Genomic DNA, 23,994 nt, shown 5'->3' on the forward strand with positions numbered 1-23,994 from the left:
GGAGCTGTGTCAGGCTCCACGGCCTGCTCCCGGCTTCACGAACGCGGCGCTGCGCGGCGTCGTCGGTGGGCAGCAGCTTTCCCGTTCCACGTGTGTGAGCGGCGGTGGACTCGGGCGCATGCCCAGTGGATGGGGGCTTCTGCCGGAGCTCGGATGGCCCCGTTGTGGGCGGGAGCGTCCTGAGGCCGAAGTCGGGTAACGCGGGTCAGCCGGTAGCCGTGGGCAGGAGCGATCGGCCGTGGGCCGGGCCCTCGCCGTGAGGCGACTCGCGGGGGCCCGGCCCATGCGGAGGTGGACGGGTGGTCAGATGGGCAGGACGGAGAGGTTGGCGGGTCCGGCGACTTGGGTGATGCCGGTGGTGAGGCAGGCGAGGAGGTCGGTGTTGAGCAGGACGATCTCGTAGAGGATCTGGTCTCCGGCGAAGTCGCCGGAGGTGATGGTGGCGAGCACGATGACGACGTTCTGGCCGGTGGGCCGCTGGGTCAGCGAGATGCCGCCCTCGAAGTGTGAGGTGCCGGTGGGGGTGCCCGAGGCGTTCTTCCAGTGGATGGTGCCGGATACGCCGGTGACGGGCAGGCTCACCGTGCACGACAGCAGGGCCTGGCCGTCGGCTTCGTAGTCGGCGAAGGCGTGGTCGGGGGAGGTGCTCACGCAGGGGCCGAACGGGCCTTCGGCGTGGAAGGACACATGTTGGGGGAGGAGTTTGAGGCCGGGTGAGAACTGCTGGGTGGCGTATCCGGGGCAGTCGATCAGGGCCGACACGGACGCGGGGGTAGCTGAGGCGACGGGCGCCGACAGGCCGAGTGAGGCCAGCAGCGCGGCGCAGACGAACAGCAGGCTGATCACGGGTTTGCGGGCCTTGCCGCGGGCCGTGGCCGTACGGCTGCGTGGGGACAACGGTCTGAGAGTGTCGAGGAGGTGCTGCATGGTGGCCTCCTTCAGGCGAAGGACGGAGCGTGGATGGAGGTCGTGCCCGGTCTGGAGGCCCTTCGGCACAGTGCTGGACACGCTGGGCGACCGCCACCGCCCCTGCGCTGGACCGGGGCGGTGCGCAGGTGGGGCCCGACGGCGACGCGGTTCTCAGACCGGCGCGATGATCAGGGTGTTGAGGACACTGTTCGTTTCGCTCAGGCCGCCGGTGAGGCAGGCGGTGAGGTTGAGGTTGGGCTCGACGGTGACCCTGGTGGCCGTCTGCCCCAGACCGAGGCCGGATGTCACCGCACCGATGCTGGTGACGGTGACCGTCCCGTCGACGGCCCTGACCGCGGTGCTGCTGGCGAAGAAGATGGTGCTGGACGTTCCGTTGTTCCAGTGGTAAGTCGCTGTGTTCGAGCTGAGCGGGCTCTGTACCGACGCCAGGCAGGACGTGGACGGCAGGTTGACCGTGTGGCTGCCCGAACCGCTGCTTACCCCGCTGAGCAGGGACACACAGCTGAAGTGGTCCGTGATCTGCAGGGATGTGGGGCCGGGTGTGTACGTGAGAGGCGGGGTGTACACGGTGTTCCGGGTTCCCGTCAGGCAGGTGATGTCGACGGGGGTCGCGTGCGCCGTGGCGGCCGGCAGTGCGACTGAACCGGCCAGGCCCAGAAGAGCGGCCGCCGCGCAAGCGGCCAGCCGCGCTCGCGGCGAGCGGCCTCGGGTGTTTCTGTGCATGGAGATTCTCCTCGGTTCCAGTGGTTGTGGGTCTTTCGTTCTGTCACCGCGCCTGCAGGTGTGGGCGCAGACGGGTGAACGTGTCGGGTGCGTCAGCGGGGCCCGCCGGTGCGCTGCGGTGCGCCGGGGCGGGCCCCGCGCGGCGTGGTCAGGACTGGTTCGAGGTACCGGGCCGAAGCCAAAGCTCGACCGACTCATGGCACCGTCAGGCTCACGGGGCCGCTGGGGCGGTTTGGTCCGGGCGTCCCGAAAGTTCCTTCAGGGGGCAGGACATGAGGAGGCCGGGCCGGCAGGGCGACCGCTCCCTGGATGAAGTTGCGCATGAAGATTCCTTGGTGATGGCGCGGGACCCAGGGCCTCGCGTTCGCTGCTCGCCTGGGCGTGCGGCCCGACTCTTTCCCGGTCCCGCCGGGCGGGCCCCGGGCCATGCCGAAGCGCTCTGCGGCATGCCGGAGTCGGTTCTGCGCCGTCCAGGCGGCGTGTGCGGGTAACTGATTGCCGCGGCTCCGTTGAGGCGTGCCGCGGCGGTGACGCGTGCCGTGCGAAGCCGGCTCAGCGTCCAGTGGGGGCAGCAGAGCCACCCGAAGAGAGCAAGCACACTCTTCGCCGCAGCCCCCGCAATCGCAAGGCACTTGGTGATGGTTGAGCACAGCGGACACCGTCGTGACCCACGAGGCGAAGCGGAGGCGCTCGAAACCGGCGCGCGAGGCAGTAACGCACACCTCAATGCGCCCCCCATTCCCGGGATGGTCACGCCACAGGCTGCCGAACAGAGCGATAGGCACGCCTGCGGAACCGACCACAGGCCGTTCCGCACCTGTGCGGCTTCATACACCTCGAGGAACAGCGATCGTCGAAAGGTTCCCGTGTGAGCTGTCGACCAGCCGGCTCCTCAACGTCGAAGAGAAGCGACGCCAGCAGCGCGAACGCGGACAGCCAGCCACTCGTCACAGTGGTGTCCGTACAGCTGCCGCCACCCGCCCGGCAGAACTGGCCACGTAGCGGGGCTGCGCTCGCGCTGTTGGCGGTGGGCGACGTCGGCTGCGCTCGGCCGGCGGACTTGGGATACGCCTCTTGCCTCTTCTGCTCGGCAAGCGCACGGTAGATGCACGCGACGCTGGGGGCGCGCCCCCTTGCGCAGACTCTCGTCCAGCAAAGCATGAGATCACAGAAACCCGCCGCCCCCTGGCGTCATGCAAGGGACTGATGGCGTAGGCGACCGAGCACTGGAGCCGAACATGAAACGTGTACTGAGTCTCGCCGTCGCGACATTAGTCATGTGGGTCGGCTCGGTCGCCTTCCTGACCGCACCGGCCAGTGCGGGTGTGCTGGACATGACGTGCACTCCGCCGACGAGCGTCCTCAACAGCTACAGCCCCGCGCTCACCCTCGCGCCGCAGACCGTGACCGTCTCGACGACCGCTCTCTACGGCCCATGTGTCTCCCTGTCGCAGCCGGCGATCACCTCAGGGACACGCAGCGCGTCCGTGACGACGACGACCAGCTGCGCTGACCTGCTCGGGCCCGGTACGTTCACGTACACGATCACCTGGAACACCGGGCAGACCAGCACTGTGAGCACCAACTACACCAGGGTCGCGGCTGGTGGGGTCTACACCGTCACCGCCACCGGAGTCGTCACCGCCGGGGTGTTCGCCGGGGACACCGTCCTGGTCAACTACACCGGACCGTCCATCGACATCACCCTGTGCACCCTCGGCCTCGGGACGGTCTCCAGCCTCTACCTTCCCCTTGGCACGCTGGAATTCACGTCGGTCTGATCTGATCCGTGCCGTCTGGGACACGCACAGCCCCGCCTGGCCGGCACGTCGCACCGCCGGTGCAGGGCGTGCGCGGTCCATGCGGCCGCTTCCGGTCCCTGGTCCGAGGAGGCGAGGTAGAGCGCCGGGCGGTGCAGCAGCACCTCGCTCTCGCCTTGGCGGGTCGCTGCCTCGGTCGTGTCCCGCAGCCGGTCGAAGAACACCGCCCGGTCCGCGGCCGCCAACGTCGGTGCGACGGGGACCGGACCGCGCCGGGACACGGGCACCCGTCGGGCGAGCGTCGGCGGAACGGTGCCGTTCACCGCCCAGGGTCTCGGGCTGTCCGATCAGCGCGCACCGGCCGTGCGACGCCGGATGCCTGCCCGGCCCGTGCGTGCGCAGCATCTCCTCCGGACGACCGCGGTGCTCCACCACGAACGCCTCCAGGCGCTCGATGTACCCTTGACGTTCCGCGTCGCGCTCAGCGCCACGTCCAGGAACTCCCGGTCCGGCCAGTGCCGTTCGCCGGGCGCGGCCAGGGCCCACGGGAACCGCTCCGCCACCGGGGTCGCCGCCGACTCGCCCACCGGAGCCTCCTTCCGGGCGGGAAAGGCCGGCCGCCGAAGGCGTCCGAGTACCTGCGCGCCGGAGGCAGCGGGCCCGCGCGGTGTGGTTGCGGTCGTGTCGGCGATGCGCAACAGGTAGCTGGCGACGGCGCGGACACCCGTCCTGGAACCGCGTCCCGGGCCCGCTCGGCGCGCTGCTCTCGCAGATCCGGGCGTGGGACCGGGCGTCCATCCGCGTACGAACTCGTCCGGCCCTGGGGACCTTCACAGGGCCTTTGCGTGCGCGTGCTGCGCCGGGGCCTCCCTGGTCTCCTCTCGAAGTCCTGTCGCGGTTCCTCAATCCAATTACCTATGTCCTGTCGATTCGGCACGATGGCATGAGAACGGTCGGCAGCCCGGGGGGAGACTTTGGGCAGCTCCGGACGGGGGGAAGCAATGAGGAAGAACCAAGATAAACGCCGCGTGGTGACCGCCGAGATAGCGGCGGACGAAGCGGATACCGGGGACTTAAGCCCTGCCTTACCCCGACAGTCTCGTGCCCGAGGGGTGCTTCTCCTGGCTGCCGCGCTACTAATGGGCTCTGGGGGAGTCTGGTCGGCGGTGGAAGGGGTCACCCACTGGCAGGCCTCCCGGCCTGAGACCCTCTCAGGTGGGCTCCCGCCCGAGGTGGTCGCCGATGCGTTCGGCCTGCGGGACCCCTTGTGGTACGCGACGGTCGTTGCCGCGGCTGTGATCGTGGCCGGTGCCACGGCGTTCGGGGCGGTACGCGCCGTGGTGCTGCGACGTCCTGGGGGTGGGCAGGGTTTCATCCGGCTGCGGCTTTTCCTGCCGATCATGGCGTTCAACGCGGTCGTCGGATGGGGGGACGACTTGCCGGTGCCCTGGTGGGACTTCGACCTACTCGTTCCCCTTGTCGTGGTCTCCGCCCAGACCTTGATGTTCGGCGCGCGTCGTCTCGCCGTCCTTGGACGGCAGCACCTTGCGGAGATAATCGAGTCCCCTGGAGAACTCCGCAGAAACTCGTTCACGCTCTACCTGAGGTCCTTCGAGGACGACGTCCGGCGGACGGCGCTGGAGGAGACCCGACGCCCCGCCCCCGGGCCGGGCGCCGTGATGTCGGACCTGAGCCTGTCCTCACTGACCGAGGAGGAGCAACTGGCACAGGCACTGAAGTCGGTGGCACCGATGGTCGCGGTGGGCCGCCCCGGGGAGAGACTCCCTCTGGTCGGTGCCCGGCGGCTGTATCTGCCGATCGACGACTGGCAGGACACCGTCAGGGACTTGATGGGGCGTGCGCGGCTCGTGGTGATGGCGGTGGGACAGGGCCCAGGACTCCTGTGGGAATTCAGCGAGGCGACACGGCTGCTCCCCGCGACACGGCTCGTTCTTCTGGTAACCAGTCGCGAGGCGTACGAGACGTTCCGAGCCCAGGCGGCACCACCCCGGGAAGACGCAGCGCGACCGGGACAGCCTGTTTGGGCACCGCCCGTCCTGCCGCCCTATCCCGACAGCGAGCCTTCGGCCGAGCTCACATTGAAGGGCGCTGTGTACTTCGACGCCGACTGGGCCTCACATTTCGTGCTCTTCAAAGCACGCAGGATATTGGGCGGAGTTGCCCGAGGGGCCATGGAGGATGGGCTCAAACCGGTTCTCGACCGGTACCGTCCTGGCCGCCACCGGTGATACAGCCCGTGTCGCGCCGTGCTGGCCCAGCAGTCAATTCCCTGATGAGCGCATCCATGAGTCTGCGTAGCGTCGAGTTCACCGCCCGCGCCGTCGCCGCCGAGCTCCGCCAGCGAGCCGACCACTGGCCGAAGGCACGCGGACCCAAGGCGCTCGCCGGCCTCGTCCTGCGCGAGGTGGAAGGGCAGCCGTCCCCGCTGCCCGAGGGCCCCGTGAGCTGCGACAAGGCGGGCGCCCCTACCGTGCGCGCCCTCTACGAACGCCTGGACCCACCTGGAAGCCGTCCCCGGTCGCTGCGGGAAGGGTCAAAACCGAGCAGCGGTTGAGCCGGCGCCCGCGCGACGAGACGCCGGGAAACTATTGCGCCCCGAGGCCTTGCAGAGAGCCGCTCCTGCTGCTCGGGGAGAACGGTGTCCAGGTGCTTGGGGGCGACGGCCACGACGCCCCCAAGCTGGGGCTTTTCCAGTGCTGTGACCGCTATGGTTCGCCGGGTTGAGATGGAGGACTGTGGTGTTTATGGAGATCGTCTTCGTGGGGCTGCCGATCGACCGTGACGAGGTCGAGGAGGCGTTGGAAGCGGCGTTCGAGCTCGACGGCGAGGTCACGGGGGCGGGCAGCGGCATGGGGCGTTGCCACCTCGACCTTGAAGTCGCGGAGAGTCTGGACGCTGCCGTGGCTCTGGAGCGACTGCAGCGCGTGCTGTCCGAACTGGGCATCGCGGGGTGCGCGACGACGAACGTCAGCGAATGATCAGGCTGCCATCCGGGCTCGTCCGCCCCAGCGAAGCCCCTTCTCGCTGCGGATCCGGGCGCGTTCGCGGCGTTCGGCCGCCAGGACATCGCGTTGGCGGGAGTTGACGTTGCGCCAGCGCAGATAGGCGTGCAGAGCCCTGGTCTGGACCGTGTGGTTGCGGTGGTTCGAGTTGGCGACGGTGAACTGCCGAAGTGGCCCGAAGTGCGCCTCGATCGGATTCGCCCAGGACGCGTAAGTGGGGCGTGAAGCACAGCTCGACCCGGTTTTTTCTGTCCCAGGCACGGATCTTCTCACCCTTGTGGGCGGACAGGGTTGTCCAAGATCACGTAGAGCGGGGCGCCGTCCGGGCTGGCCGCGCGGATCGATCTGAGCGCGGCCAATGTGTTGCCGGAGCCCTTCTTGCGCCGGTTGACGCCCCACAGGGTGTCGTCGCCGAGTGAGTAACAGCCATGGAAGTAGCGGACCCCGTGGGTGCGGCGGTAGGTCGCGGGATGCCGTTCAGGGTGTCCGGAGGCGGCCCAGCCCGAGCCGCCGGTCGGGCGGATCCCCAGGGGGCCGAACTCATCGAACGCGAAGGCCCGGTCGGGGAAGCGGTCCAGGACGTGCTCGATCCGGTCGATCTTGGCGTCGCGGTCCGGGTCCGGGGATTCCTTCCAGGTCTTCGTGCGCTGGAAGGTGACGCCGCGGCGGGCGAGTAGGCACCGTAACGCCTCCCTGCCGATCCGGATCACGCGGCCGTGACCGCGTCGCAGGTAGATGACGAGTTTGCGGATCGACCAGCGCGTGAAGGGCTGGCCGAGCTTGGTTGGGCGAGTGATGGCCGTCGCGACGACGAAGTCCTCGTCGTCAGGACTGAGCAGGCGGGGACGGCCTCCCGCCCAGCGAGGGTCCAGGCCGATCTTGTTAAACCGGTGGATCACGTCGCGGACCGTGTCCTCGTCCGCCTGCACTAGGCACTGTTTCTTGGATCTCCTGACGTGGGTGGGGTGTTGGATTCAGGGTGGGTGGATGGGTCGTGGGGATCTGACGAATGCGGAGTGGGATCGGCTGGAGTCGTTCCTGCCGAGAGGTGGCACGCGTGGAGGTCGCTGGAGTGATCACCGCAGGGTGATCAACGGGGTTCTGTACCGGGTGCGCACGGGTGTGCAGTGGCGGGATCTGCCGGAGCGGTTCGGGCCGTGGGAGACGGTCTACAAGCGTCATCGCCGCTGGTCAGCGGATGGAACGTGGCAGATGTTGCTCTCGAAGGTCCAGGCCGCCGAGGACGCGGTCGGCCGGATCGACTGGGGCGTGTCGGTGGACTCCACCGTGGTGCGGGCTCACCAGCACGCCGCAGGCGCGAGAAACGCGCCCCCTCCCGCGGTTCCTCAAAAGGGGGCCGCGCGAGGGACGAACCGGGTCGATCCGGTCTTGCGGAAACTGGTCTTCCGGCTGGAGGAGGTGGTCAGCTCGGCGAATGCCTGGGACGCTCCCGAGGCGGCTTCACCACCAAGATCCACCTCGCGGCCGACGGGCGATGCCGCCCCCTCTCCCTCGTCCTGACGCCCGGGCACTACGGGGGCGGCCCACAGTTCGAACGCGTGCTGGAGCTGATTTCCGTGCCCCGCAACGGAGTCGGACGACCACGCACCCGGCCCGACCATGTCCTGGCGGACAAGGCCTACACGTCCCGCACGAACCGTCGCTACCTGCGGAGACGTGGAATCCGGCACACCATCCCCGAACGCCTGGACCAGCAAAGGCACCGCAAGGACCGACGCTCCCGAGGCGGCCGGCCCACCGGCTTCGACCGCGAGCGCTACAAGAAGCGCAACACCGTCGAACGCACCATCAACCGCCTCAGGGGCTTCCGCGCCGTCGCCACCCGCTACGAGAAACGCGCCTACATCTACCTCGACACCGTCAGCCCTCGCCATCTGGCTCCGAACATGATCCGAGAAACGTCCTAGACCAGCGACGCGCCGAAGCCGGCGGCGGGCTTCTGTTTACGCTCGCCGAGCACTTGGAGTATCCGGAACCCGCGTCCCGGCATGCCCACCACGAGCGCTGCGACGCCGACCGCGACGACATGCAGCACTACCGCGTCCCCGCCGACCGCCTCCGCTTCCGCGCCGACTTCCTGGACTGGACCGCCCACCTGATGGAAAAGGCATGGCTGTGACACACCAACTGGCGGGAAGTCATCCAGGAATCCCGCACCGGAGGCCCCCGCATCGCCGTACCGGGCCCCGCCCATCTTCGCGCCGAGCCGCCCGAACGGGCTCTTGTACGCCGATCCGAGCGCGCGCCAGCAGCCCCGGGCCCTCACAAAATAAGTCCGGGGCGGGGCAGTTCGGCCCGGAGAGCGCCGTACAGGGCGTTGAGGGCACTTGTGCGAAAGCGGCGACGCGGGTGAGTGTGCGGCCGAGGGCCCGGCGGGACCAGGTCGGTACGCCCCGAGGAGGGCTTCAGGGAAGTGGTTGGCGGCCTAAGGCCCTCTTGTTCAGGTCGCCGCCCGCGCCGGGAGTGCAGCGCCCCCGGTCGCCTTCCTCGACCGGCTTTGTCCACGAGAACGGGTTCTGGCTCACTTTCCGTGAAGCATGCACGCTGGGTGATGATTGTCGAGCAAGTGCGCCTGGAAAATTTCCCGGAATTGGCCCGTACCGGGTGCGCGGGTGGCTGACAGTCCGGTCTGTGGAAGAAGTGGTGCTCCGAATGCAGGAGTTGTTGTTCCCATCGATCGCTGACGTGGCCTTCCGGGCCGAGAACATGTCGGGGACGACGTCACCGCCGCAGTACCAAGGTTTCTCGCCACAGAAGCACATCAGGACCACTGTCCGTGAACTGCCTCGCGTCACCCAACGTGACCAGTCCGCGGACGGTGAGCCGGAACTGGGTGGCGACAGCAGATGTACACCTACCAGCACAGCACGAGAAGGACGACGCGTTCCGGGTTCAGGTGTAACAGCAGCTGAGCCAGGGTGTGGCTGGGTGCTACCCAATCTATCAAGTCGGCCCCTGGCGCTCGGCGGGTGACACGCCGGCTCCGGGGGAGCGCCTGGCACCGGCACGTGAGCGTGTGTGGGCGACGCGGACGCCGAGAGGTGGGAGCGCGATGGCGATGCCGGTTCGCCAGCGGGTCGATGACGCTGCGTCATGGCTCAAAGTCTAAGGGCGGGGTGATGGGTGGCGGCAGAATGAGCACTACGCGACGTGGCAGGGGGACCTGCCCCCCGTGGGCACTTCCCCCAGGCAGCTCCACGGGGTGATGATGCGACCCGCGGCAGCCCTTCGAGGGTGTCTCAGGTGGTGATGTCGCACGTCAGACATCACCCGTGAGACGTCCTCTTAGCTCTTCACCTGGCCCAGAGCTCGTGCCGGGCCAGCGGCGGAGAAATCCGATAAATTCACATGCCCATCTCCGCTTCTGTCCTATAGAGGAGAACAACCATGAATCAGGCAGTGAAGAGGGTTCTCGTTACAGCGGTGGCTGCTGCCGGCTTCGCATGCGCGATTCCGGCGACCTCCGCCTACGCGACCAACATCACATATTGTGGAGATTGGATGCTCCCCCCGCAGAATGATCTCGCATGGGTGGAGACGGGCGACGGTAATCGAATGTGTTTCGCCAACGCCGGCAGCTTGAATGTGTCTTTCAACGGCGTCACAAAATTGCACTCGGGGAACAATACCGTCCGGTTCAGCTACTACATCGAGGAGAATAATTACTACCACGAGCTCACCGTGAGTAGCTGGCAGGAGGTCACCATTGGCTGGGGTCTCCACGCCCACGTGTACGAGGTGTTGGTCTGTGGGGGCCCTACGGAGTGCCCCGTGTTCTAAAGCGGGTTCCGGGGGTCAGCAGCCTCGCCGAACCCCGCAAGTTCGGTGCGTCGCCGGAGAAGCCAGCGAGGTCTGACTCACCGGGAACGCCACGCTGCGCACCTGGGCCAGCGCCCACGGGCACGCGGCCGCTTCCACCGGTTACGACAGTGAGCCTTTTCCAACCTGACGGAGGGGCTGGCGGGTTGGGGCACCTGCGCGAGGTGAACGACGAAGCTCCTGGTAGACGGGTTCACGACCAAGATCACCCGTGTCGACCAGGAGCTTCGCGTGCTTGTTTACCCATCGGCGATCGATCTGTCCAGCGCACACCTTCGTCACCTTGCCCGGTGCCTGGCTGCTCACCGCCGCAAGATCGGCACCCGATGGCGTCGCATCACGCCGAGCCGGCAGGCGCTTCTGGTCCTGGCTCACCTGCGCTGCGGAGACACCTATGCTCAGTTGGCCGCCGCGTTCGGCATCGGGATCGCGACCGTCTACCGTTACGTCCGCGAGGCGATACACGTCCTGGCTGCACTCGCTCCTAGCCTGGCCGAGGCGGTGCGGACCGCACGCCGGCTGGCCTTCGTCATTCTCGACGGGACGCTCCTGCCGATCGACCGGATCGCCGCCGACACCCCGTACTACTCCGGCAAGCACAAGCGCCACGGCATGAACGTCCAAGTCCTCACCGACCCATTCGGACGGCTCCTGTGGGCTTCGCCCACGCTCCCCGGCTCTACGCACGACCTGACCGCCGCCCGTACCACGGCATCGTCGACGCACTCGCCGAGGCCGGACTGAAGTGCTGGGCCGACAAGGCATATCAGGGCGCCGGCGGTTCCATCCGAGTGCCCTTCCGCGGCCGTCGCCTCAAGCGGTGGCAGCGCAGGCACAACAGCACCCATGCCAAGATCCGCTGCCTCGGCGAGCAGGCCATGGCCACCCTCAAAGGCTGGCGGCTCCTGCGGAAGCTCCGCTGCAGCACCAACCGGATCACCGACCTGGTGAAGGCCGGGCCTTGACCCCGAATCCTGGACACGGGTTATGCGGCTTGTGCCAGCGTAGTTGGTGTGTGGTGGAAGACGCTTTCGAAGGCGATCGGTGATCGTTGTCCAAGGTAGGAGTGTCGGCGTCGGGTGTTGTAGCGGTGGAGCCAACTGAAGGCGTCGAGTCGGGCCTCGCTCGGTCGGCCAGCGCTTTCGTCCTTGCAGGGTCTCGCGTTTGAAGGTCGCGTTGAAGGACTCGGCGAGTGCGTTGTCCGCGCTGGACCCGACCGCGCTCATGCTCTGCCGAACCCCCGCTGACCTGCAGGCTTCGGCGAAAATCCTGCTCGTGTATTGGGCTCCGTGGTCGGTGTGCATGATCGATCCGGCGAGGCTGCCGCGAGTGCGGATCGCGGCGGCCAGGGCGCCGGTGACGAGATCCGCACGCATGTGGTCAGCGATCGCCCAGCCGGCCAGACGGCGCGAGGCGAGGTCGATGACGGTCGCCAGATAGCAGAACTTCCCGCCCTCGATGGGCAGGTAGGTGATGTCACCGACGTACTTCGTGTTCGGGGCCGGGGCAGTGAAGTCGCGGCCGATCAGGTCCGGCGCCTTGTCCGCAGCCGGGTCGGGGACGGTGGTGCGGTGCCGGCGGCGCAACCGGACCCCTTCGATCCCGAACGTCCGCATGATCCTCGCGACCCGCTTGTGGTTGACCGCCGCACCGCTCGTCTCGCGGAGCTCTGCGGTGATTCTCGGGGCCCCGTAGGTGCCGTCCGATTCCTGGTGCACCGCCCGTATCCGGACGGCAAGCCTCACGTCGGCCGCCTGCCGGGCGGCCCGGTCCGCGGCTGTCCGGCGCCAGTAGTAGAAACTCGAGCGAGCGATGCCGAGGATGCTGCAGAGCCGCTTCACGCCGTATCGGCGCTGGAGGTCGGCGACACACTGGAAGCGGTTCACCAGCGCGTCTCCCCGGCGAAATACTTCGCCGCCTTCCGCAGGATCTCGCGTTCCTCCTCCAACTCGCGGACCTTCTTCCGCAAGGCTGCGTTCTCTGCTTCCAGCGGGGCCGGCGGCCGGGACGGTTCCTGCGTCCGCCGTCCCCGAGGCCGACTCACGCCGGCTGCCCTCACCCAGTTCCGCAGGGTCTCCGGGTTGATCCCCAGATCGGCCGCGACCGACCTGATCGTCGCTTCCGGCCGCGACTCGTACAGCGCGACCGCGTCCGCCTTGAACTGCGGCGGGTAGTTCTTCATGACCACGAGATGTCCGTTCTCAGATCCTCAGGATCCAGTGTCTCGTGTGTTCAACATCCGGGGTCAAGGCCCGAACCGACCTGGCCCAAGGCCGGCAGCTCCACGGTTTCGCTCACCCAGGGCATAGCGGCAGAAGAGCTTTCTTCAGAAGTCAATGCCACCAGTCCCACGAACATGTCCGTTGATTCGCATGCGGAGCGAGCGAACTTCTCCACGTCTCCGAAGCCCTCTGCCCCCACCCCTCCCGCATCGGCTTCGGCAAAGGCCCACGACACCACGGAGGCGCCATCACCCTCGGCGTCAACGGCCGCCCCCGAGAAGCCTCTCGTGCCCGTGACCAAGCCGGTCAAGGCAGGCAGCCTGCCGGTATGGGTATCGTCCGCGCCCGGTGCCGGACATCAGTCCCAGCCGTCCGGAGTACGGGTACAAGTCGCCTCACACACCCAGTCGCTGAGCGCGGGGGCAAACGGCATGCTCCTGGGCTTCACCAGAGCCGGAGGGATGACGGACAGCGACCGCATCCATGTGGTCATCGACTACAACCAACTGGCCAAGGCATATGGCGGAGGCTTCGGATCCCGCCTCCAGCTGATCCAGGTTCCCGCCTGCGCGCTCACGACACCGCAATTCGAGCAGTGCCGGACGCGGACCCCGATCGCCTTCACCAACCGGGCCGGCGCAGGCCAGCTCACCGCCTCCATCTCCGTCGGCGCCGCGAAGACGGCTACCACTGATGGGGCGGCGATCTCGGCGCTCTCCGCCGACATCGCGACCACGGCACTCGAGGTGACCTCGGGCAGCTCTGGCTCCCAAGGCAACTACGGTGCGACCTCACTTAACCCGTCGGGAACCTGGCAGACCTCAGGCACCGGTTCCTTCACTTACGCTTACCCGATCGCGGTCCCCGCGACGATCGGAGGCAACGCGCCATCGCTGAGCCTGTCGTACGACTCGCAGTCGGTGGACGGCGAGACCTCGGCCCGCAACTCACAGTCCGGCTGGCTTGGTGATGGCTGGAGCTACCAGCCCGGCCTAATCGAGCGCAGTTACCGCTCCTGTAACAGCCTGCTGGACGCCGACGGCAACAAGATCCTCAAGAAGTCGGGTGACGAGTGCTGGGGTGGCGACAACGCCACCATCTCTTTCGGTTCCCACTCCGGCGTTTTGGTGCCCACCACTAGTTCCAGCATTTCCGGTGAGGTCCAGGAGTGGAAGCTCCAAGGCGATGACGGCACCGTGGTCCAGGAGTTGTCCGGTGCGGCCAACGGTCTGCACGACGGTATCTACTACCGCGTCCTGACCACCGACGGCGCGATTGCCTACTTCGGTGCGGACCACTCCCCGACCGGCCCCGGTAGCTCGGACTTGGCGCAGTCCTCCTCGCCGACCGATGCCTCCACCCACTCCGCGTGGGGCGTGCCGGTGCTGCACCCCCAGCCGAGCGATCCCTGCTACACCTCGGCCAAGGGCAAGGCTTCTCAGTGCGACAAGGTGGAGGGCTGGCGCTGGAACTTGGACTTCGTTGTCACTCCAACCGGATTCGTCCAGCGCTACGACTACACGCCTGAGACCAACCACTACGACTTCGGCGCGGGACAGGCGGCGACCGGCGACGACGGCAAGCTGACCTCCTACACCCGCGGCGGCACCCTCGACTCCATCGCCTACGGCTACACCCTGGCCGATGAGCAGGCAGGGCGTATTCCGGCAGGCGAAGTGGACTTCACCTCCGACCAGCGCTGCAAATCCACGGACACGTTCACCGACTGCTCGTCGGACAACCTCAAGGACACCACGGCCCCCAACTGGCCCGACGTTCCCTACGACCAGAACTGCGACGCGAGCGACACCACGCACTTGCCAGCAGGCTCGACGTCCATCCCGGGAGACGTCTGCATTATTGCGGGCCCCACCTTCTGGTCCACCACTCGCCTGGACACCATCACCACCAAGGTCCACGTCAAGGATTCCAGCACCGACAAACTCCTGCCCGTCGACAGCTACAAACTCAGCCAGACCTACTCTGATGCGGGTGGCTCGGTGGACCCGGTCACTGGCACCACGGTGGACCCCAAAGACGCCGGATCCCTGCAAGCCGTGATGTGGCTGCAATCCATCACGCACACCGGCAAGGGCACGTACAACAACGGCAACAGCGACATCAAGCTGAATCAGGTGTCCTTCACCGGCACCGAGATCGATAACCGTGTCAACGACGTCTCCCCGTCCGCCCCGCCGCTCTACCGCCCGCGTATCTCCACCGTGCAGACGGAGACCGGCGAGGGTATCGCGGTCGACTACAACCTCAACCCCTGTGCGGGCAAGACGCTGTCTTTCAAGACGGCAGACTCCAACACCAACTCCTGCTATCCCGTGTACTGGACGGTGCCCGGAGCCTCGAAGCCGATCGAGGACTGGTTCAACAAGACGACGGTGCACACCGTCAACGTCTCCGACCTGACAATTGCCTCCCAGTACAACCCCAATAGCTCCAAGCTTTCTGCCGGTTCGGAAAGCCAGCTTTCGACCTACAGCTACGCAGGGGCTGCCTGGCACCGCGACGACTCGGCTCAGACGGACGACGAGTACCGCACATGGGACCAGTTCCGCGGCTTCCACACGGTCACCGTGCAGACCGGTAGATCACCCGAGCCGATCACCCAGCGGACGACTATCTATCTGCAGGGGATGGACGGCGACTATACGGCCGACGGCAAGACCCGCCGTTCGGTCACCGTGGATGCCAAGGTCGGTGGCAGCATCGTCGAGAGCGTCACAGACGATAATCACCTAGCCGGCACCGCACTGGAGGCCGACAGCTACACCACTGCCGGCGGCAGCATCAATGCAGTCAATATCAACGGCCCCTTCGCTTTCACCACGAGCGAATCCTCGCCTCAACAGGCATGGTCAGCCTGGACGCTGGAAGACAATCCGGGCGAGACGAAGCCGACGCTCTCCACACTGCCCGACTTGACGGCCCACCGCACTAAGGGCACGCAGGCTCACGCGTATGACCGCCTATCCGACGGCACTTGGCGTCACTCCCGCACCGACACCACTTACGACGGGCAAGGACGAGTGACCGCGGTTGATACGCACGGTGACCTGAGCGTTCCATCCCAGGAGACCTGCACCATCACCACGTACGCCACACCGCCCAGCACCAACCCGGTGATGCTCAGCTACCCCGACCGGGTCACCGGCGTGAGCGGCGCCTGTGGCACCGCACTCACCGCGACCACGCTGCTCTCGGACAAGAAGATCTACTACCAGGGCACCTACACGGGCGACGGCTCCCTCACCGGACTCGGCACCTTCGGGCAGCTGTCCTCCGGCGCTCAGATCACCCACATACAGATTGCCTCCGGATTCACCGGCACCACGGAAAACTGGCAGACCAACGCCGCCATGAAGTATGACGGCGCCGGCCGGATCACCGACACAGCGAACGCCGCCGGACAGAACACCCATACCGACTTCACGCCAGCTTGGTCCAACAGCGGCAACAACAGCAACCCCACCTCCACTGCGTCCCTCAACACCAAGAGCTGGAAGATGGGCCTTGACCCCTGATGTTGGACACACGAGACACTGGATCCTGCGGATCTGAGAACGGACATCTCGTGGTCATGAAGAACTACCCGCCGCAGTTCAAGGCGGACGCGGTCGCGCTGTACGAGTCGCGGCCGGAAGCGACGATCAGGTCGGTCGCAGCCGATCTGGGGATCAACCCGGAGACACTGCGGAACTGGGTGAGGGCAGCAGGGGTGAGCCGTCCCCGAGGACGGCGGACGCAGGAGCCGGCCCAGCCGCCGGCCCCGCTGGAGGCGGAGAACGCCGCCTTGCGGAAGAAGGTCCGTGAGCTGGAGGAGGAACGCGAGATCCTGCGCAAAGCGGCGAAGTATTTCGCCGGGGAGACGCGCTGGTGAACCGCTTCCAGTGCGTCGCCGACCTCCAGCGCCGTCACGGCGTGAAGCGGCTCTGCAGCATCCTCGGCGTCAGCCGCTCGAGCTTCTACTACTGGCGGCGGACGGCAGCGGACCGGGCCGCCCGGCAGGTGACCGACGCCCGCCTCGCCGCCCGGATACGGGCGGTGCACCAGGAATCGGACGGCACCTACGGAGCCCCGAGGATCACCGCCGAGCTCCGCGAGGAGAACGGTGTCGCGGTCAACCACAAGCGCGTCGCCAGGATCATGCGGGCGTCCGGGATCGAAGGGGTCCGGTTGCGTCGCCGGCATCGCACCACCGTCCCCGACCCGGCAGTGGCCAAGGCGCCGGACCTGATCGGCCGCGACTTCACCGCGGACAGGCCGAACACGAAGTACGTCGGTGACATCACCTACCTGCCCATCGAGGGCGGGAAGTTCTGCTACCTGGCGACCGTCATCGACCTCGCCTCGCGCCGTCTGGCCGGCTGGGCGATCGCCGGCCACATGCGCGCGGACCTCGTCACCGAGGCCCTGGCCGCGGCGATCCGAACCCGCGGCAGTCTCGCCGGATCGATCATGCATACCGACCACGGAGCTCAGTACACGAGCAGGATTTTCGCCGAAGCTTGCAGGTCAGCAGGGGTTCAGCAAAGCATGAGCGCGGTCGGGTCCAGCGCGGACAACGCGCTCGCCGAGTCCTTCAACGCGACCTTCAAACGCGAGACCCTGCAAGGACGAAAGAACTGGCCGACCGAGCGCGAGGCCCGACTCGATGCCTTCCGATGGCTCCACCGCTACAACACCCGACGCCGACACTCCCACCTCGGACAACGATCACCGATCGCCTTCGAGAACGCCCTCCACCTCACACCAACTACGCTGGCACAAGCCGCATAACCCGTGTTCAGGATTCGGGGTCAAGGCCCGGTCACCTCCACTCTCGATCCACTGCGCGGACTGCCGCTGGAAACCGTCGACGCCAACAACCGCAAGACCGACATGACGTACGACGCGCTCGGCCGCCAAACCGCGGTCTGGCTGCCCGGCCGGGACAAGTCGACAGGGCAGAGCGCCGACAAAACGTTCACCTACTCCGTCAACCCCGGAGCCGTCGGCGCACCGGGCGGCACCATCACCCAACCCGGAGCACCGACCTCGGTAACGACCAAGACGCTGCGCGAGGACGAGAGCTACTCCACGTCCATCGCCATCTATGACGGGATGCTGCAGCCGCGCCAGACCCAGGCCACCGCGAGCGGCGACGTCGCGGCAGGGCGGATCATCTCCGACACCTTCTACGACTCGCACGGCTGGCCCAGCGTGTCCTACGCCGCCTACTCCGAGCCGACCAGCGACCCCTCGACCACGCTGTTTGCGGCGAACGAGAACGAGATCCCGTCGGAGACCACCACCACCTTCGACGGTCAGGGCCGCACCCTGGCGAGCAGCCTGTGGCACCAGGCGATCAAGCAGTGGTCCACCACAACCAGTTACCCGGGTGCCGACGAGGTGGACACCACCGCACCCGTCGGCGGCCGGTCCACGGCGACCTTCACCAACGCCCTGGGGCAGACCACCCGCAGCGTCGTGAAGAACACCGGTACGACTGCGATGCTTTCCGGTGGCCAGGTCATCCCCTCCGGCACCTCGCTCACCTCGGGCAGCGTCCGTCTGGCGATGCAGGCCGACGGAAACCTCGTCCTCACCGGTCTGGCGACCGGGAAGACCATCTGGTCCAGCGGAACGAGCGGAAACCCCGGCGCCTACGCCAAGTTCAGCACCGACGGCAACCTCGTCGTCTACACCACTGCCGGTGTACAAAAGTGGACCACGGGACTCACAGCAACTACCGGAGCGACCTTCCGCGTCGGCCAGGACTCCACCGTGGCCGTCGTGGCCGCCAACGGCAGCACCCTGCTCTGGAAGCAGGGAACGGCCGGAGCCGTTGCCGTGGCCGACGCGACCACCAGCTACACCTACAGCCCCGCCGGCCAGGTTTCCACGATCAAGGACAACGCCGGGAACGCCTGGTCCTACCAGTACGACCTGCTGGGGCGGAAGACCAAGCAGACCGACCCGAACACCGGTACTACTACCTTCGACAAGTACGACGTCGCGGGCAACCTCCTCCAGACCACTGACTCGCGCGGCCAGAAACTGTCGTACGCCTACGACTGGGACAACCGCAAGGTCGCCGAGTACGCGGGAGCCTGGTCCGCTTCCCCGAGCACCGACACGCAGCTCGGCTCCTGGACGTACGACACCCTGGCCAAGGGCTACGCCACCTCCTCGACCCGCTACGTCGGCGGCAGCGGGAGCACCGGCAAGGCCTACACCCAGGCCGTCACCGGGTACAACACCGCTTACCAGCCGACCAGCACGACCGCGACGGTCCCCGCCGCCGACGGATTCGCCGCAGCAGGACAGACGACCGCGCCCACCAGCGGCAACGTCACCTACACCAGCACTACCGCTTACACGCCCCACACCGGGCTCCTGTCCACCGTCCACTACGGCGCGGACGGCAACCTGCCCGCCGAGGACGTGGACTACGGCTACACCCTGCAAGGCAACCTCGACAGCTTCGGCGGCTACATCAACGCCGCCAACACCCCCGCCTACCTGGACATCGCCGTACACGACCCGTTTGGCCGGATCAAGCAGGCCAACTACGGGTCGGTCGGCAAGGAAATCGCCACCTTCGCCCAGTACGACGACACGACCGGCGCGGTCACCCAGACCAGCAGCATGCTCCAGACGCAGACCGCAGCACTGGACGTCGTCAACTACCGCTACAACCAAGCCGGCGAAGTCACGGCGATCGACGACCTGCAGAACAACACCACGCACGACACCCAGTGCTTCACCTACGACTCCTTCCAGCGCCTCACCGACGCATGGACGGACACCGCGGGAATCACCAGCCCCACCAGCGCCCCCGTCGGATCCGTCGGCGGCTGCACCACCACCCGCGTGCAGACCAACGGAACGACACCGGTCAAGACCAGCACGGTCGGCGGCCCCGCTGCGTACTGGCAGACCTACACCTACGACCAACTCGGCGACCGCACCGGCATGGTGAACCACGACACCACCGGCAACGCCCTCAACGACACCACCCAGACCATCGCCTACACCGGGACCGACGGCACCACCACGGCCACCCTCCCCGACCAGGCCGGGGCCACGACCACCACCAACCCCGCCACCGGAACCACCACACAGACCCCCACCTACACCGACCCGGCCTACAGCAACACCAACGCCGGCAACACCATCACCCGCAAGACCGTCACCTCCGGACCGCTGGCCACCGGCTTCACCCTCGCCGCAGGCGGAAAGCTCTGCATCGACGACGCCAACGCCTCCGTCACCCCCGGCGCCAAGGTCCGCGTCTACACCTGCAACGCCTCCGCCGCACAGAACTGGACCATCAGCACCGACGGCACGGTCAAGGTGCTCGGCGTATGCCTGGACACCACCGGCAACGCCACCACGGCGGGCACGCTCGTCGTGCTGGACACGTGCAGCGCGGACGCCACCCAGAAGTGGAAGGTCGCCACCGACGGCACCCTGGTCAACAACGCCAAGACCACGATGTGCCTGACAGACCCCGCCGCCGCGGCCAGCGGCACCCAACTCACCCTGGCCACCTGCGGTAGCACCGGACAGAAGTGGAGCAACGCCACCACCGGGGCCATACCCGCAGGCCAGACCCAGAGCTTCACCTACGACCCGGAAGGCCGCACGGCAACCGTCACCACCGGAACCGGCGCCACCACCAACACGAGCAAGTACCTCTACGACGCCAACGGCCAACTCCTCGAGCAGACCCTTGCCGCCGGCAGCGCGGACAAGACGCGCGTGCTCTACCTCTTTGGCGGCACCGAACAAATCACCTTGAACGTCGCGGCCAAAACCTGGACAGGCCTGCGCAACTACATCGGCCCCGACGGCACCTGCGTCACCCGTACATCTGCGGGCGGCCTCGCCTACCAGGTCGCCAACACCCAAGGCACCGCCACCACATCCGTCGACGCCTCGACCCTGACCGTCACCCGCAGGGCGTACAGCCCCTACGGTGACCCCCGCGGCGCCCAACCCACCACGTGGGTCTCCGCGGACGAAAACCGCGGCTTTCTGGGCAAACCCGCTGACACCACCACGGGCCTCAACCTCCTCGGTGCCCGCAACTACGATGCCGCCCAAGGTCGCTTTCTCACGCCCGACCCTGTCTTCGAAGCTGGCGACCCCAACCAGATGGGCGGATACACCTACGCCGCAGACAACCCTGCCAGCCACTCCGACCCGACCGGTCTCGACCCTTGCGGCGGCCTGAAGTGCGGACACCCAGGCGACGACTGCATGCACGATGACGCGATCTACTGCCCCGGCGGCGGCGACGACGGCTACGACACGAGCACCTACGAGCCCGACAGCGGCAGCACGGACGACAGCAGCGGAGGCGACAGCGGATACCTGGACTCGGGGACCGGAACCCCCAGTTCTGGGAATACTGAAGAAGGTGGTGCAGGCGGTACTACCGGTATGGCCCCGCCCCCGTCAGCAATAGTCTGGAATGTCATCCTCGGCTTGGTAAGTAATGTTCCCGCTACCGCGTCACTGTTCGGGTGGCTCTTCGACGGCGACTGTTGGAACGGTGGGGCCGGCGCCCCGGGATGTGACTATGGGGGCGACTTCGATAATTGGGCTGCTCATCACGGGGGGAACCCGGACAGTGACGCCTATCAAGTCCCCAGCTTCCTGATACAAATGTTCACTTCGCGCGACCCCGGGGAGGTGAGGCCGAATTCGAAGCCCGGAGGGGCCCCCTGTAGTTTTACCCCTTCGACGCAAGTGTTGATGGCAGATGGTAAAACGAAAGCCATCGGCAGCATCGAACTTGGTGACAAGGTAGAGGCAGCCGACCCGAAAACTGGCAAGCATAAGGGTGAACGGACTGTAACTGCCACGTGGGTTCACCGTGACGAGGACCTTGTCGACCTGACGATTGAGGATGGCGGGGGGGCCGACTCCACTCTCCATACCACCTCGCTCCACCCGTTCTGGGACGATTCGAAACATGCCTGGGTGCCAGCAGGACGGCTCACCCCAGGGCATGAACTGAACACGGCGAACGGCCACCACGTAGTCGTGATCAAGGTCCAGGTTCGTGTCGACACAGCCGAAATGCGCAACCTCACGGTGTCTGAACTGCACACGTACTATGTTTTGTCGGGTACGACTCCAGTGCTAGTGCACAACAGCTGTGGTCCCGTAAAGAACAGCAAAGGGGATGAACTCCCGTTCGAGAGGATGGCGGCCGACTTTGAAGGAGTCACCAAGATTTCGGCCGGAACGTCTGAATTCACGAAAGCTGCAGCGGGAAATGGTAGTTATCTGTGGATTGTGAGTGAGGGCGGTGAGCTCAATATGGTTCGGAGTTCTCCAGGTATTCACCACACTATCGCCTCCGACGGGGAATCCGTGATGGCTGCCGGTCAGGTAACGTTTAATGGCGGCCGAGTTACCTCTTTCGATAATCTGACGGGTCACTATACGCCTAAACCGGAGTGCGCTTGCGTTTTCATCCAAAGGGGGGTGGATGCATTTGCTACACAAGGCGTCAGGATTCCACGTAACGTAATTAGGGACTACGGCGGGATGGCTCCGTAATGACTGCCAACGATGACCTTTTTAGTATTCAGTCGCTATGTGATCGGGATATTTCCGTATGGCTTGACGCGCATGAAGCTGCTTCCGCATCACCTCAGTGGTGGTGGGGCGTTCTAGAGGCAATCGAATCGAACGCAAGCATTTTTCGGAGCATCTCGGCAGATCAGAGGATTGATCTGCTCAACGTCGGTGCTCGGCTGTTGGTATTAGGGGGCGCGCGAGAAGATCTGTCCCCTTCCCTGATCGCTTACTGGCAGCTACGACTCAGTGTTGCCGCCATGCGTTCCGATCCGGGGCTCTCTGGACTGATTGAGACGCTAACGCCAGAAGGTGCGGCCCGGTGGGCCGTACGCCACATGCCGGCTTCACGTGAAGAAATAATTAGCTACGCCCGAGAGCGAAAATCCCGCTACCGGGATGCCGATGTCGATTTCTATGCACCTGTCGGTGCTGCCGATCCAAGATGGGGGCAGCGCGATCCTGCGATCGACTTGCTGCAAGATGCCGAAAGGGTCCTCATTGCATTGGAGTGGATTGATTCATCTCGCCTTGAATTGACTCTCCGTACTGAGGTGGAATCCTGGCTTGAAATCCGATCAGAGCTCAGTATGTAGCGCAATCATAATTTCGAGTTGATCCGGCGCCTCGGGTTCAGGGTCAGCGATGGTGCGTGAGTGAGCGTTTTCAGAGTGGCCACCGATCGGGTGACGGCGGTGAGGCCGCAACGCACGAGGCACCCGTGCCGTTGAGGGAGAGGTTCGAAGTCTCAACTCATCAACACAGGAGCCTCGTTGGTTCCCTATCCTGCCGCACTCGACCTGCCTCACGCGCTGGTCGAGTGGGTCACGATGCTCATCGTCACCCGCGAGGGTGAACGCCGCTGCAAGCTCCCGCCGCACAGGCGGGCGCTCGTCGCTCTGGTGTACCTGCGCAAGCACGACATCCTGTGGGGAACGCGCGGGCTTGGTCGCTGGAGGTGAAGAAGGTTGTGCGGTTGCTGTAGGTTTCGGCGCTAGTAGAGGGTCGGGACCCGGGGCCGCTCTGTATAGGGAGTCGGCTAAGGGCTGTCCCGCAATTCCTGGCGGGTGCGCGACGACAGCTACGGCACCTCGCCGCGTTGTCGGAACGTCCACATACATCCAGTATGCGGACGCCCCTCCGCCTTGCGATGCACCGCATCTGACGCCGCGCACTGATCCACCACGAATTGCGGGACAGCCCTTAGCGCATCGGGAGCGAACCGAGACCGAACGAGTTCAGCCACCCGCCGCGAGCCCATCGGGCACCCACAAGAAGTCGCCTGTACCAGACACCCAGGAGGTTCATCTGCCCCTGGAGACCATCGACAAGCTGGCCGTCGCAGCGCGACAGATCCTCACCGATCAAGCCCGATCAGGAGGCAGACTTCTCACCTGGGGCGAGCTGCGTCACCGCATGGGCGCAGCTCTGCCCCCTCTCGTCGCCGACGACCAGGGTGAACTCCTGGTCAGCGTGGACCGAGAGACGCCTGCAAACGAATCCCTGCTCTCGACACTGATCGCCAGCGGTGACACATCCCTGCACTGGCTCTACCGGCACGTCCGCTTCAGCCTGGGACGCGACCTAATCCCGGACGAAGAGCTTGAGTCCCACTGGGCAGCCGAGGTGCTGCGCTTGCGGCAGGTGTGGCGCTACCGCTGACGCAGCAGAGGAGCGGCTTAGCCCGTCAAGTATCCGCTGCGCCCCGGCGGGGCCCGCGCCAGTCGACCCAGGAGCTGTCCCGGTTCCTGCTTCGGATATGTACATGCCCGCCCCTTCCAGAGCAGCGCAGATTGAGCGCGCTGCTCTCCCCACCTCACTGCCAGACACCGTTCACATTCATCCGCCTCGCCAAGGAACCGACCTAATTACCCGCAGAGAGCTTCCGCCGAACAGGCTCAGGTGTCC

At 66.3% G+C, this 23,994-nt stretch carries 14 protein-coding genes and 4 pseudogenes; 14 read left to right on the forward strand and 4 right to left on the reverse strand.

Annotated features, from left to right (window positions below):
* Positions 1–303: 303 nt before the first annotated feature.
* Together OHT52_RS30865 and OHT52_RS30870 are read right to left on the reverse strand one after the other, a co-directional pair.
* The gene (locus OHT52_RS30865) at positions 304–927 is read right to left on the reverse strand and encodes a hypothetical protein (protein ID WP_328723472.1); all 624 of its coding nucleotides are present in this window, start codon (positions 925–927) and stop codon (positions 304–306) included.
* Positions 928–1,080: 153 nt separating this feature from the next.
* Complete coding sequence (locus OHT52_RS30870; RefSeq protein WP_328723473.1) at positions 1,081–1,653, reverse strand: hypothetical protein; 573 nt, start codon at positions 1,651–1,653, stop codon at positions 1,081–1,083.
* 1,238 nt (positions 1,654–2,891) lie between these two features.
* Here OHT52_RS30870 and OHT52_RS30875 point away from each other — a divergent pair.
* The 4 genes from OHT52_RS30875 (at position 2,892) to OHT52_RS30890 (ending at position 6,412) form a co-directional block, all read left to right on the forward strand.
* Positions 2,892–3,434, forward strand: a complete 543-nt coding sequence (locus OHT52_RS30875) for a hypothetical protein (protein ID WP_328723474.1) — start codon at positions 2,892–2,894, stop codon at positions 3,432–3,434.
* A gap of 980 nt (positions 3,435–4,414) precedes the next feature.
* Positions 4,415–5,662 carry a hypothetical protein gene (locus OHT52_RS30880; protein WP_328723475.1) on the forward strand — a complete coding sequence of 416 codons (1,248 nt, stop codon included), beginning with the start codon at positions 4,415–4,417 and terminating at the stop codon, positions 5,660–5,662.
* A gap of 56 nt (positions 5,663–5,718) precedes the next feature.
* The gene (locus tag OHT52_RS30885; RefSeq protein WP_328723476.1) at positions 5,719–5,988 is read left to right on the forward strand and encodes a hypothetical protein; all 270 of its coding nucleotides are present in this window, start codon (positions 5,719–5,721) and stop codon (positions 5,986–5,988) included.
* A 190-nt stretch (positions 5,989–6,178) separates the two neighbouring features.
* The gene (locus tag OHT52_RS30890; protein WP_328723477.1) at positions 6,179–6,412 is read left to right on the forward strand and encodes a hypothetical protein; all 234 of its coding nucleotides are present in this window, start codon (positions 6,179–6,181) and stop codon (positions 6,410–6,412) included.
* On the opposite strand, the pseudogene OHT52_RS30895 reads toward OHT52_RS30890, so the two are convergent.
* A pseudogene (locus tag OHT52_RS30895) lies at positions 6,413–7,368 on the reverse strand (IS630 family transposase); the annotation flags it as partial. It lies immediately after the preceding gene.
* Between the two features lie 55 nt (positions 7,369–7,423).
* Between OHT52_RS30895 and OHT52_RS30900 the strand changes: the two are divergent.
* The 4 genes and pseudogenes from OHT52_RS30900 to OHT52_RS30915 all read left to right on the forward strand — a co-directional run bounded on the left by OHT52_RS30900 (position 7,424) and on the right by OHT52_RS30915 (position 11,241).
* Positions 7,424–8,364, forward strand: a protein-coding gene (locus tag OHT52_RS30900; RefSeq protein WP_443046827.1) for an IS5 family transposase whose coding sequence is annotated in 2 segments (ribosomal slippage) — positions 7,424–7,757 and positions 7,757–8,364 — 942 coding nt in all. Because the reading frame shifts where the segments join, the coding sequence is not laid out codon by codon here.
* A 53-nt stretch (positions 8,365–8,417) separates the two neighbouring features.
* Complete coding sequence (locus OHT52_RS30905; protein WP_328723478.1) at positions 8,418–8,576, forward strand: hypothetical protein; 159 nt, start codon at positions 8,418–8,420, stop codon at positions 8,574–8,576.
* Between the two features lie 1,268 nt (positions 8,577–9,844).
* The gene (locus OHT52_RS30910) at positions 9,845–10,237 is read left to right on the forward strand and encodes a beta/gamma crystallin domain-containing protein (protein WP_328723479.1); all 393 of its coding nucleotides are present in this window, start codon (positions 9,845–9,847) and stop codon (positions 10,235–10,237) included.
* 270 nt (positions 10,238–10,507) lie between these two features.
* Positions 10,508–11,241, forward strand: a pseudogene (locus tag OHT52_RS30915) (transposase family protein).
* Between the two features lie 20 nt (positions 11,242–11,261).
* Here the strand turns inward: OHT52_RS30915 and OHT52_RS30920 are convergent.
* Positions 11,262–12,464, reverse strand: a pseudogene (locus OHT52_RS30920) (IS3 family transposase).
* Between the two features lie 321 nt (positions 12,465–12,785).
* Between OHT52_RS30920 and OHT52_RS30925 the strand changes: the two are divergent.
* From OHT52_RS30925 to OHT52_RS30950, 6 genes and pseudogenes are all read left to right on the forward strand, one after another.
* A complete protein-coding gene (locus OHT52_RS30925) occupies positions 12,786–16,034 on the forward strand; it encodes a hypothetical protein (RefSeq protein WP_328723480.1) in 3,249 nt (1,082 codons plus the stop codon).
* A gap of 50 nt (positions 16,035–16,084) precedes the next feature.
* Positions 16,085–17,289 (forward strand): IS3 family transposase gene (locus tag OHT52_RS30930; RefSeq protein ID WP_328722102.1). Its coding sequence is split into 2 segments (ribosomal slippage): positions 16,085–16,376 and positions 16,376–17,289, totalling 1,206 coding nucleotides; the frame shifts between segments, so codons are not numbered across the junction.
* A 3-nt stretch (positions 17,290–17,292) separates the two neighbouring features.
* On the forward strand, positions 17,293–22,068 hold the full coding sequence (locus tag OHT52_RS30935; RefSeq protein ID WP_328723481.1) for a polymorphic toxin-type HINT domain-containing protein: 4,776 nt from the start codon (positions 17,293–17,295) through the stop codon (positions 22,066–22,068).
* Positions 22,068–22,682: a hypothetical protein gene (locus OHT52_RS30940; RefSeq protein ID WP_328723482.1), complete on the forward strand. Its 615-nt coding sequence runs from the start codon at positions 22,068–22,070 to the stop codon at positions 22,680–22,682. The genes OHT52_RS30935 and OHT52_RS30940 overlap by 1 nt, the downstream gene beginning before the upstream one ends.
* A 177-nt stretch (positions 22,683–22,859) precedes the next feature.
* A pseudogene (locus tag OHT52_RS30945) lies at positions 22,860–23,015 on the forward strand (IS5/IS1182 family transposase); the annotation flags it as partial.
* 487 nt (positions 23,016–23,502) lie between these two features.
* On the forward strand, positions 23,503–23,748 hold the full coding sequence (locus OHT52_RS30950; protein WP_328723483.1) for a hypothetical protein: 246 nt from the start codon (positions 23,503–23,505) through the stop codon (positions 23,746–23,748).
* Positions 23,749–23,994 lie beyond the last annotated feature (246 nt).

The organism is Streptomyces sp. NBC_00247 (genome assembly GCF_036188265.1).
Classification (GTDB): Bacteria; Actinomycetota; Actinomycetes; order Streptomycetales; family Streptomycetaceae; genus Streptomyces.

Bases quoted from the DNA above. Each gene is read 5' to 3' on its own strand.
- OHT52_RS30940 (WP_328723482.1), top strand. From the start codon at position 22,068: ATGACTGCCAACGATGACCTTTTTAGTATTCAGTCGCTATGTGATCGG.
- OHT52_RS30885 (WP_328723476.1), top strand. From the start codon at position 5,719: ATGAGTCTGCGTAGCGTCGAGTTCACCGCCCGCGCCGTCGCCGCCGAG.
- OHT52_RS30890 (WP_328723477.1), top strand. From the start codon at position 6,179: ATGGAGATCGTCTTCGTGGGGCTGCCGATCGACCGTGACGAGGTCGAG.
- OHT52_RS30880 (WP_328723475.1), top strand. From the start codon at position 4,415: ATGAGGAAGAACCAAGATAAACGCCGCGTGGTGACCGCCGAGATAGCG.
- OHT52_RS30870 (WP_328723473.1), bottom strand. From the start codon at position 1,653: ATGCACAGAAACACCCGAGGCCGCTCGCCGCGAGCGCGGCTGGCCGCT.
- OHT52_RS30875 (WP_328723474.1), top strand. From the start codon at position 2,892: ATGAAACGTGTACTGAGTCTCGCCGTCGCGACATTAGTCATGTGGGTC.
- OHT52_RS30910 (WP_328723479.1), top strand. From the start codon at position 9,845: ATGAATCAGGCAGTGAAGAGGGTTCTCGTTACAGCGGTGGCTGCTGCC.
- OHT52_RS30950 (WP_328723483.1), top strand. From the start codon at position 23,503: ATGGGCGCAGCTCTGCCCCCTCTCGTCGCCGACGACCAGGGTGAACTC.
- OHT52_RS30865 (WP_328723472.1), bottom strand. From the start codon at position 927: ATGCAGCACCTCCTCGACACTCTCAGACCGTTGTCCCCACGCAGCCGT.